This window comes from Subdoligranulum sp. APC924/74, from assembly GCF_003324125.1.
Classification (GTDB): domain Bacteria; phylum Bacillota; class Clostridia; order Oscillospirales; family Ruminococcaceae; genus Gemmiger; species Gemmiger qucibialis.
The window spans coordinates 23,237-33,985 of record NZ_PSQF01000028.1; the positions used below are offsets into that span (position 1 = coordinate 23,237).

Below are 10,749 nucleotides of genomic sequence, written 5' to 3' on the forward strand. Positions count from 1 at the left end.
AAGATGCAGCATAATGGGATATAAAGTTTTGTGGGCGCGGCATACTACATGACATATGTATCGCAAGAGACATCGTAGAAAATTTGCGAAGTTTTGTGCACTGATTAGTTAGCTCAAACAGCTATTCCGTAATCTAAATTGCTTATAAAAGAATCACCACACAATTCTAAGAGCCGCTGCGGCTGTGTTTAGAATTGTGTGGTGATGTTTTTATCCAGCTAACGCCCACGCGCCCATAAGAACCGTCACAAACAGGATGTTGGAAACTGTGAACAACACAAAATACCGGCCTTTTTGTAACGGCAACTCCCTTGCGATTTCGCGATACGAGATCAGGCTGGCCATTGAGGCAATCAGCGTGCCAAGGCCGCCAAGATTTGTGCCGATGATCAGGGCGCGGATATTCTCTGTAAATCCCGAAAGCAGGATCGCCGCAGGCACATTGCTGGTTATCTGTGAGGCAAGCACAGAAACCCATACCTCGTGGCCGGTAAGAATATGCTGCAGCCATCCGGAAAAGGCGGCAAAACGCCCCAGATTGCCAATAAAGATAAAGAGCGCAACAAAGGTAAGGATTAGCGAATAGTCCACACGGCATAATATGTTCCGGTCTGCCAAAAGCACACAGGCCAGAACCGCAGCAAAGGCGATACCATAGGGCAGAACACGCAGTACCACCAACAGACAGAGCACGAATAAAATACTGTACAGCGATAATAGTGCCTTGTTCGGGCTTGCAGCAGCCGCAGAATGAGCCATGGAGATCTTTGCGCCACGGCGGCACAGCCCCACCGCCCATAGCGCAAGAAGTGCCAGCGACAGGATGGAGTAGGGGAGCATCAGCAAAACAAAAGAACCCATATCCATTCCGCTTTTTCCATACAGGTACAGGTTTTGCGGATTACCAAGAGGTGTTAGCATACTGCCGAGGTTTGCGGCTATCGTCTGCATGCAGACGATGGGAAGCAGCAGCTTATCCCGAACGGCAGCATCCAAGCTGTTTACAACAACAAATGTGAACGGAACAAAGGTAAGCAGCGATACATCATTAGTGATCACCATGCTTGAGAAAAAGCACAGCCCCACCAGAACAGCGGTCAGCTGAAGCGTTGTGTGGGTATGGGACAGCAGCGCGCGCCCAAGCCGATCGAAAACGCCCTGCCCCCGCAGCCCGGCCATGACGGTCATGAGTGAGAACAGGATCGCAAGCGTGCGAAAATCAATATAACCAAGATATTCTGCATCCGGAAGAACGAAGCAGGATGAAACCAAAGCCAGACAGGCAGCAATGCTTAGAACAGGCTCTTTTTGAAAAACGCGTTTTATCGCCATGGCAGGAAGCTCTTTTCCGTAAAGGCAATACCGCACAATTCCCGCCTGACGGCTCAAGCACCGCTCCGGCGGCTGCGGCACGGCATCTGCGTTGCCAAAATGCTTGATAATGTCGGGTTGCGGTACCCGCATCGTGCTTCGGGGGCAAAAGCCCCTCGCACTCTGCGACCGCTGCCCCTGCTTCGGTTCGCTGTTTCCGCCACTGGCGGCGCTCACCTTTGCAGCATCCAGTATTATCTGCGCTTTTGGCTTAGCAGCTGCCGCACCTCGCTCGCCGTATCGGCACTTAGAATTATGCGGTATTGCCTAAATTTCAATTTCAAATGCTGTGCCGCATACGACAGCAAACCAATGCTTGAAATTAATCACATTATTATACAATAAAAGCCAATCCGGCACAAGAGCAGTCAACACTTTAAATATCATCCCAATCACTAAGAGGAAATTCCCCAAATACTTTTTTCAACGCTTGCAAATAAAGGCAGATTTACGCCTGAGTTTGCAGGCGTTTTTATCTATAGGTGAGGTGGCGGAATTGTCAATAGACGGAGCGGGGGAGTGCCCTCACCCAAAGTATTGCATTGCGTCTACCTGTCAGCAGCAATGGCAGCGCTGCAAGGGATGATGTTGTGCGAATTTTTGCATGATATTCGCTTCTGGTAGAGAGAATAAGAGATCAGCATAATTAGATAAATATTTTTACCTAACAATATTGACATACAAGACAAATGTGATATAATAACCTTGTTGACAATTAAGTCAATATTTTTAGATAAATAATTACGAGGTATAAATCATGAGCTTTGAAGAACTGAAAGAAGTATTTGTTGATACCCTGAACTGCGATGCAGACAAAGTTACGATGGAAGCCAGCCTGACCGAGGACCTGCAGGCGGATAGCCTGGACGCGGTGGAGCTGAACATGGCGTTTGAGGACAAGTTTGGCATCACGATTGCCGATGAGGACCTGGGAACGCTCAAGACCGTGGGTGATATCTTCAACTATCTGGTTGCGCGGGCAGCCTAAAGGGTATTAGGGATGAATGCCATTGAAAAGCTGTTCCCGGTCAGCCAGCAGGAGCGCAGCTTCCAGCTGAAAGTCCGCCGCGATGCTGGTACGGCTGCGCCCGGCTGGGTGCAGCCGCAATTTGTTGAATGTAAAAAATGCGGCCGCCGCGCCACCCGCCAGGTCTGGACCAAAAGCCTGTATGTATGCCCCAATTGCGGGGTACATCTGCCCATTGGAGCCTATTACCGGCTCAGCACGATTTTGGACCACGGAACTTTTAAGGAACTGAATCCAGACCTTGCCCCCAACGATGTGCTGCATTTTCCCGATTATCAGGAAAAGTTGGCCGCTGCTTCGGTCAAAACGGGCCTGAAAGAAGCTGCCGTCACCGCAACCGGCAGGATCGGGGGCGTGCAGGCGGTGGCAGCTGTGCTGGACAGCCGATTTTTTATGGGCAGCATGAGCACTGCCGTGGGGGAGAAAATCACCCGTGCAATCGAATATGCTGCGGATAAACGGCTTCCGCTGGTTATTTTTTCTGCCAGCGGTGGAGCGCGGATGCAGGAGGGCATTTTCAGCCTGATGCAAATGGCAAAAACCAGTGCCGCGCTGGAACGGTTCAGCCGCAGCGGCGGGCTGTATGTCAGTGTGCTGACCCACCCCACCACCGGCGGTGTCACAGCCAGTTTTGCCAGCCTGGGAGACATCACGCTGGCCGAACCGGGTGCGCTGATCGGGTTTGCCGGGCCGCGTGTGATTGAACAGACCATCGGAGAAAAGCTGCCCGATGGTTTCCAGCGCAGTGAGTTCCAGCTGGAACACGGCTTTGTGGATCAGGTTGTGCCGCGCACTGAATTAAAAGAGGTTTTGACGCGGATTTTGCAGCTCCATACACAGGGGAGGAAATGCAGATGATCAAAGAGGTTTTGCAGCAGCTGGAACCGCTGGACGCGCAGATTGATGCATTGTGTAGCAGCACCGATGATGCCGAAATGGCGAATACGACTACCCATGCCGCTGAGCTGGCAGAGCTTTCCGCGCAGGAAAACATGCTTTTGAAGCGCTGCACATCACTGACGCCGGAGGACAGAGTTTTTCTGGCGCGCCGCCCTGACCGCCCGCATATCGGCGAAATCATCGACAACCTGTTTACCGACTTCTTTGAGCAGTGCGGTGACCGGCAATGCAAGGAGGACGCGGCCATTTTGTGCGGTATCGCGCGATTCCATGGGATGCCCGTTACGGTTTTGGGGCACCGCAAAGGAACGACGCTGGAAGAAAACCTGCGCTGCAACTTTGGCATGCCGGGACCGGAAGGCTACCGCAAGGCGCTGCGCGTGATGAAGCAGGCGGAAAAATTCAGGCGGCCCATCATCACATTTATTGATACCCCCGGTGCTTACCCCGGTAAGGATGCCGAGGAGCGCGGCCAGGGGGAGGCCATCGCCCGCAACCTGATGGAGATGAGCGGTCTGACCGTCCCGGTACTGGCCATCGTTACGGGCGAAGGCTCCAGCGGCGGCGCACTGGGGCTTGGCGTTGCCAACCATATTCTGATGCTGGAAAACGCCGTGTATTCGGTGTTGAGCCCCGAAGGATTTGCCAGCATTTTGTGGAAAGATGCCTCCCGCAGCGGCGAAGCCTGTACCATGATGAAACTGACGGCGCAGGACTTGTATACGGATGGAATTGTGGAAGAAATCATCGCCGAACCGCTGGGCGGTGCACAGCGCGGGCGGCAGCTGCTTTTCAGCCGGTTGGATACCGCCATTGCCGCGCACCTTGCCGCCTTGTGCAAGATGAGTGGAAAGGCATTGGCCGACCAGAGATACAAAAAATACCGCCGTATCGGAGAAATGAGGGGAGCATGAAAGGCTTACAGCTGCTGGCCACCGGCGGGGCACTGCCCGGCCGTGTAGTGACGAATGAGGATTTGAGCCGACAGGTGGACACCAGCGATGAATGGATCACGACCCGCACCGGCATCCGCCAGCGGTATTACTGCACCGAAAGTGAGGATGCCGCCACGCTGGCCATTGCCGCCGCCCGCCAAGCCCTGGCGCGTAGCGGGCTGGCAGCAAGCGAGATTGCCTGCTGCGTTGCGGCAACGCTTTCGGCTCCAACGGCTACCCCCAGTGTTGCCTGCCGTGTGCAGGCGGCCTTGGGGCTGCCGGAGAACCGGCCCGCTTTTGATGTAAATGCGGCTTGTTCCGGTTTTATTTATGCTATTGCTGCGGCCCACGGGCTGTTGAACACCCTGGGCGGACGCTATGCGTTGGTCATCGGCTGCGAAGCGCTGTCCCGCATGGTGGACCCGACCGACCGCACAACCTGCGTACTGTTTGGGGATGGCGCTGGTGCGGCTATTCTGGAACTGGCCGAAGATGTGCCGTTTACCGTCACGTTGGGCGCGCGGGGGAGCGAAGCCATCCGTGTCGGCGGCCCCGCAGCCTGCGATACGGCCCCGATCACGATGGATGGCAAGGCGGTCTTTCGTTTTGCGGTGGAAACCATGCCGCGTTGCCTGCAAACCGTGTTGGAGCGCAGCCAAAAGACCTTGGCTGACCTGGATTGGGTCGTCTGCCATCAGGCTAATAGCCGCATTATTGACCATTGTATCAAACACTTGCACGCAGAACCGTCAAAATTTTATAAAAATATGGACCGCCATGGAAATACCAGTGCTGCCAGCATTCCCATTGCCCTGCATGAAATGGTGGAAAATGATTTACTGCACCCCGGCCAGACCCTGGCCTGCATCGGTTTTGGCGGCGGGCTGACCTGGGGCGGAATGCTGCTGACGTATGAGGGTAGAAAATGAAGCTGCTCAATGAAATTTTAGGTACGAAATATCCCATTATCCAAGGTGGAATGGCCAATATCGCCACGGGCGAATTTGCCGCTGCCTGCTCTAACGCCGGGGCGCTGGGCCTGATCGGTTCCGGCGGTATGGATGCCGATGCCCTGAGGGAAAACATCCGCCACTGCCGTGCGCTGACCGACCAGCCTTTTGGTGTCAACATCATGCTGATGCACCCGCAGGCAGATGAATTTGCCAAAATCGTGGTGGAAGAAGGCGTAAAGATCGTCACCACCGGGGCAGGAAATCCGGGAAAGTACATGGCAATGTGGAAAGCAGCCGGCATCACGGTTATCCCGGTGGTAGCTGCCGCAATCTTAGCCAAACACCTGGAACCGCTTGGCATTGACGCTGTCATTGCTGAGGGAACAGAGAGCGGCGGCCATGTGGGGGAAATGACCACAATGGCGCTGGTGCCGCAGGTCGTTGATGCCGTCCACGTGCCGGTCATTGCCGCGGGCGGCATTGCTGACGGGCGCGGTTTGGCCGCAGCGCTGGCGCTGGGGGCCTGCGGCGTGCAGGTCGGCACCTGTCTGCTGGCCAGCACCGAGTGCCCCATCCACGAAAACTACAAGGCAGCGCTGCTGAAAGCCCGCGACAGCGATACCATTGTGACCGGGCGGATCGGCGGCACCCCGGTGCGTGTGTTGAAAAACCGAATGAGCCGCGAGTATGTCCGGCAGGAAAAAGCCGGGGCCGACAAAATGGCGCTGGAGCGCTTTACGCTTGGCAGTCTGCGCAAGGCTGTGTTTGACGGCGACACCGAAAACGGAAGCCTGATGGCCGGACAGGCCGCGGGGCTGCTGCATGAAGTCCGCCCGGTAGAAGAGATTTTTGCCGCAATGGTAAGCGAGGCAAAGACCTGCATCACAGGGTTGTACAAGGAGACCATCTGATGAAATTAGCATTTTTATACGCTGGGCAGGGCAGTCAGCATGCCGGTATGGGCCAGGACCTTTATGAAACCTTTCCTGCCTTCCGCGCCGCCTTTGACGAAGCTGCCGCAGCAGTGGATTTTGATTTGAAAGAAGTCTGCTTTACCGATGCGGCGGGCGTACTGAAGGAAACGCAATACACCCAGCCTTGTATGACAGCTTTTGCCGCCGCTCTTACCGCTGTGCTGCGGGAGCAGGGCATTATGCCGGATTATGCGGCGGGCCTGTCCCTGGGGGAGTATTCCGCTTTGGCCTGTGCGGGGGTGTTCGATATGCAGACAGCGGTCGCTTTAACGGCTTCCCGTGGCAAAGCGATGGCTGCTGCCGCTGCCGGGCGCACCTGTGGGATGACAGCCGTTTTGGGATTGGATGAAACATCCTTGCAGGCATGTTGCAGCGCAGCCGCCGAAGAGGGCGTTGTACAGATCTGCAATTACAACTGTCCCGGCCAGCTGGTTATCGGCGGCGAGAAAGCTGCTGTAGACAAAGCTGCCGACCTGGCGCTTGCCGCTGGGGCGCGGCGCTGCCTGCCGCTGAACGTCAGCGGTGCGTTCCATACGCTGCTGATGCACCCCGCCGGAGATGCGCTGCGGGAAAAGTTCCAATCCATTCATTTTGCGCCGATGCAGTTCCCGGTGCTGTTCAACTGCCTTGGGCATGAAATGGCAGAGAATGACACGGTCGCCACGCTGCTGGAAAAACAGGTGCAGTACGGCGTACGTTGGGAAGCCACGGTCCGCCGTTTGGCGGAACTGGGGGTGGATACCGCCATTGAGATCGGCCCCGGCAGGGTGTTGACCGGATTTGTGAAAAAGACGGTGGGAAATGCGATCTCGTGTTATCCGGTGGAAACTGCTGCACAGCTGCAGCAGTTGCTTTGCACCATGAAAGGAGCCTGACCATGCCGCAAACTGAAAACATGCGCCGTGCCGCTCTGGTTACGGGCGGCGCCAAGGGCATTGGTCGTGCCGTCTGCCTTGCATTGGCCGAAAACGGCATGAACATTGCAGTCAACTACGCAGGCAGCGCAGCCGCGGCCGAGGAAACAGCGGCTGCCTGCCGCGCCTTTGGTGTGCAGGCCATCACGCTGCAAGCGGATGTGCGCAGCCCCGAAGCCTGCCAAAATCTGGTGGAAGATACCGCTGCCGCTTTTGGGCGGATCGATGTACTGGTCAACAATGCGGGCATCACCGCGGATAAACTGCTGATGCGCATGACCGAATCCGACTTTGACAATGTGCTTTTTACCAACCTGAAGGGGACGTTTTTCTGCACCAAAGCAGCTTCCCGCTTGATGATGCGCCAGCGGTATGGGCGTATCATCAATATCAGCAGTGTGGTCGGCCTGCACGGGAACGCGGGCCAGGCCAACTATGCCGCCAGCAAGGCGGGGCTGATCGGCCTAACGAAAAGCGTTGCCAAAGAGTACGCCGCACGCAATATTACCGCCAATGCGGTGGCACCTGGATTTATTGAAACCGATATGACCGCCGCTATGCCGGAATCTGCCCGCGCCGCAGCCGCAGCGGCCATCCCGGCAGGCAGAATCGGCCGTGCTGAAGATGTTGCCGCGGCGGTGGCTTTCCTGGCCGGGGAACAGGCCGGTTACATCACCGGGCAGGTTCTTTGTGTTGACGGCGGAATGGGAATGTGAGGTGCAGCTATGAAGATAGAAAAGAAACGCCGGGTCGTTATCACCGGCCTTGGCACGGTAAACCCAACCGGCAATACCGTGGCGGAAAGCTGGGCCGCCGTGAAAGCTGGCCGCTGCGCCGTTGGGCCGATCACGGCTTTTGATACAACGGATTTTAAGGTGAAACTGGCCGCAGAAGTCAAAGATTTTGACCCTGCCGAACGTATTGACCGGCGCGAAGCCCGCAAAATGGCGCGGTTTACCCAGTTTGCCGTGGCCGCCGCTGACGAAGCCATCCGCGACAGTGGCATTGCACTGGAAAATATCGACCACACACGGTTCGGCGTGATCCTGTCCAGCGGGATCGGTGGTCTGCCCACGATCGAGGAAGAACACACCCGCGGCCAGCAGCGGGGCTTTGAAAAGGTCAGCCCCTACTTTGTCCCCATGTCCATCGGCAATATGGCGGCGGGGCAGGTGGCCATCCGCTTTGGCCTGCAGGGTATGTGCAGCTGCCCCACCACTGCCTGCGCAGGCGGTACCAATGCGATTGGGGATGCGTTCCACCGTATCCGCGATGGATACGAGGACCGTATGCTCTGCGGCGGCAGCGAAAGCTGCATCAGCCCGTTGGGGGTGGGCGGCTTCGCCAGCATGAAAGCCCTCTGCACCGCAGACGACCCGGCCCGGGCCTCCATCCCCTTTGATGCCCGGCGCAGCGGTTTTGTGATGGGCGAGGGCAGCGGTGTGCTGCTGTTGGAAGAACTGGAGACCGCTAAAGAGCGTGGCGCTAAGATTTACGCCGAGGTTGTGGGCTATGGCGCTAACTGCGATGCTTACCATTTTACCGCCCCGGCACCGGGCGGTGCAGGCGGCGCGTCCTGTATGCGGCTGGCATTGGCTGATGGCGGAGTGGAGCCGGAACAGATTGGCTACATCAATGCCCATGGAACTTCCACGCATCTGAATGACAGCTGTGAGACCGCGGCCATCAAGTCGGTTTTTGGCAGCCACGCGTATGAGCTGGCCGTATCCTCGACCAAGTCGATGACCGGCCACCTGCTAGGCGGCGCCGGCGGGGTAGAGGGCGTGTTTACCGTGCTGGCCCTGCACGATGCCTTTTTGCCCGCTACCGTCAACCTGCAGGAGCCGGACCCGGAACTGGATCTCGACTATATTCCCAACCAGGGCCGCGCGTTACAGGTGGATTATGCTATGAGCGACAGCCTGGGCTTCGGCGGCCACAACGCCTGTGTGGTGTTCAAGCGTTGGGAGGAATAAGGTTGAAACATTATAATTAGGGTGTATCCGGCACATATAAGGATTCAGTCCAGCAAGGGCTGGGTCTACTCACCTCCACGCGTTCTGTAATGTGCCAGCTTCCTCAAGCCTGTTTTAACAAATTACAACTTGCTACGTTAGAGGCACTGCGTTTCATTTCCCTTTGGTGCCTTGGAGCGCAGCGGAAAGGAATGGTCATAAGGATGAACTATACACCCAATGAACCGCCCCGGACCCTGACGGCGGCGGAAATCGAAAAGATCCTGCCGCACCGTTACCCGTTTGCTCTGGTGGATAAGATTCTTGACTATACCCCCGGCCAGTGGGCGCGCGGAATCAAGTGCGTGACCCGCACAGAGTCGTTTTTCCAGGGACATTTCCCCGGCCATCCGGTTATGCCGGGGGTATTGATTCTGGAAGCCCTTGCCCAAACCGGCGCGGTGGCCGCGTTGAGCCTGCCGGAAAACCGTGGAAAGATTGCCCTGTTTGGCGGGGTAAAAAATGCCCGTTTCCGCCGCCAGGTTGTGCCCGGCGATGTGCTGACTTTGGAATGTGAGCTGGTAGAGCAGCATGGCCCGGTGGGCATCGGCAAAGCCACCGCCTGGGTGGATGGTGTGCGCGCGGCCAACGCCGAGCTGACATTTGTTATCACGGATGCCTGAGGGCTGGTTTTGCATGGTGGATTGTGCTATAATAAATTCATTAACCTACAGGGGGATTCTCGCCATGCTGGATCAGACGTTTGGGCAGGTATACACAAAATTCAAGCTGCATTTTTATAAACAGATCTTCAACCGTTTTGAAGACCGTGAAGCCACGCTGACGACGGTAGAATCTTTCTGCATGGAAGTCATCATGGCACTGGGGGAACCCACGATTGCGCAGTTCAGCCACATGATGAATCTTTCCACCCCCAACGCAGCTTATAAGATCAACTCCCTGGTCAAAAAAGGCTATGTGGAGCGCATCCAATCCACCACCGATAAGCGGGAATACCGCCTGCGGCCGACCCAAAAGTACATTGATTACTATAACATCAGCTATTCTTACCTGCATCTGGTCATGGAGCGTGCCAAACAGCGGTTCAGCCCCGATGACCTGGCCAAGCTGGAAGAAATGCTGCAGATCGTATCCGATGAACTGATGCCGGAAATTCAGCTGCCGAAATAAAATATACATTACGATAACAAAATGCGAACCACTTCGTACAACGTGGTTCGCATTTTGTGTTTATATGATTATTCTGTTGGTAACTCTTGGACCTTTTGAACAGATTGATGCCAGCCGTACAGGACATTACAAAAGAACAATCTCGCCAAAATCAATAATCCATATCAAACAGGTGGGCCATCGGGACAGTGTCTTCCCGTTCAGCGGTCAGCTTTTTCAAACGCAGCGGGTCCGTATTCCAGCGTGCCGACAGTGGCTGCCTTTTTAAGTTCCATGCGTTTTCCTCCTTAAGGTGTATCAGAAAACAAAGAAAATGACGGATATTTCGCAAACACAAGCAGAATTTAAGGCTTTTTAACGCAAAATCCGGCCGTGTTTGTAGAAATAGACTAAGGCAACACCGCACAATTCCCGCCTTGCGGCTTAAGCACCGCTCCGGCAGCTGCAGCACGGCATCTGCGTTGCCAAAATGCTCGATAATGTCGGGTTGCGGTACCCGCATCGTGCTTCGGGGGCAAAAGCCCCTCGC

Annotated in this window: 12 protein-coding genes; 10 read left to right on the forward strand and 2 right to left on the reverse strand. The window is 55.7% G+C overall.

The window, feature by feature from the left end; genetic code table 11:
* Nucleotides 1-210 precede the first annotated feature (210 nt).
* Nucleotides 211-1,332, reverse strand: coding sequence for an SLC13 family permease (locus C4885_RS08560; RefSeq protein WP_113999936.1), 1,122 nt, complete (start codon nucleotides 1,330-1,332; stop codon nucleotides 211-213).
* A 796-nt stretch (nucleotides 1,333-2,128) separates the two neighbouring features.
* On the opposite strand from C4885_RS08560, the gene acpP reads away from it, so the two are divergent.
* The 10 genes from acpP to C4885_RS08610 all read left to right on the forward strand — a co-directional run bounded on the left by acpP (nucleotide 2,129) and on the right by C4885_RS08610 (nucleotide 10,220).
* Nucleotides 2,129-2,359, forward strand: coding sequence for an acyl carrier protein (gene acpP, locus C4885_RS08565; protein WP_113999923.1), 231 nt, complete (start codon nucleotides 2,129-2,131; stop codon nucleotides 2,357-2,359).
* Nucleotides 2,360-2,371: 12 nt separating this feature from the next.
* A complete protein-coding gene (gene accD / locus C4885_RS08570; protein ID WP_113999924.1) occupies nucleotides 2,372-3,256 on the forward strand; it encodes an acetyl-CoA carboxylase, carboxyltransferase subunit beta in 885 nt (294 codons plus the stop codon).
* Nucleotides 3,253-4,212 (forward strand): acetyl-CoA carboxylase carboxyltransferase subunit alpha, encoded by a 960-nt coding sequence (locus C4885_RS08575; RefSeq protein WP_113999925.1) that lies wholly within the window; start codon nucleotides 3,253-3,255, stop codon nucleotides 4,210-4,212. Before accD ends, C4885_RS08575 begins: the two co-directional genes overlap by 4 nt.
* Nucleotides 4,209-5,162, forward strand: coding sequence for a beta-ketoacyl-ACP synthase 3 (locus C4885_RS08580; protein ID WP_113999926.1), 954 nt, complete (start codon nucleotides 4,209-4,211; stop codon nucleotides 5,160-5,162). Before C4885_RS08575 ends, C4885_RS08580 begins: the two co-directional genes overlap by 4 nt.
* Nucleotides 5,159-6,097 (forward strand): nitronate monooxygenase, encoded by a 939-nt coding sequence (locus tag C4885_RS08585; RefSeq protein ID WP_113999927.1) that lies wholly within the window; start codon nucleotides 5,159-5,161, stop codon nucleotides 6,095-6,097. The genes C4885_RS08580 and C4885_RS08585 overlap by 4 nt, the downstream gene beginning before the upstream one ends.
* Nucleotides 6,097-7,035 (forward strand): ACP S-malonyltransferase, encoded by a 939-nt coding sequence (fabD, locus tag C4885_RS08590; RefSeq protein WP_113999928.1) that lies wholly within the window; start codon nucleotides 6,097-6,099, stop codon nucleotides 7,033-7,035. Before C4885_RS08585 ends, fabD begins: the two co-directional genes overlap by 1 nt.
* 2 nt (nucleotides 7,036-7,037) lie before the next feature.
* Nucleotides 7,038-7,790, forward strand: a complete 753-nt coding sequence (fabG, locus tag C4885_RS08595) for a 3-oxoacyl-[acyl-carrier-protein] reductase (protein ID WP_113999929.1) — start codon at nucleotides 7,038-7,040, stop codon at nucleotides 7,788-7,790.
* Nucleotides 7,791-7,799: 9 nt separating this feature from the next.
* A complete protein-coding gene (gene fabF / locus C4885_RS08600) occupies nucleotides 7,800-9,050 on the forward strand; it encodes a beta-ketoacyl-ACP synthase II (RefSeq protein WP_113999930.1) in 1,251 nt (416 codons plus the stop codon).
* A 203-nt stretch (nucleotides 9,051-9,253) separates the two neighbouring features.
* Nucleotides 9,254-9,712: a 3-hydroxyacyl-ACP dehydratase FabZ gene (gene fabZ / locus C4885_RS08605; protein WP_113999931.1), complete on the forward strand. Its 459-nt coding sequence runs from the start codon at nucleotides 9,254-9,256 to the stop codon at nucleotides 9,710-9,712.
* A gap of 64 nt (nucleotides 9,713-9,776) precedes the next feature.
* Nucleotides 9,777-10,220, forward strand: coding sequence for a MarR family winged helix-turn-helix transcriptional regulator (locus C4885_RS08610; protein ID WP_113999932.1), 444 nt, complete (start codon nucleotides 9,777-9,779; stop codon nucleotides 10,218-10,220).
* Nucleotides 10,221-10,371: 151 nt separating this feature from the next.
* Here the strand turns inward: C4885_RS08610 and C4885_RS16740 are convergent.
* Nucleotides 10,372-10,749 (reverse strand): hypothetical protein (locus C4885_RS16740; RefSeq protein WP_207657587.1); only part of this gene is annotated, 378 nt, incomplete at its 5' end.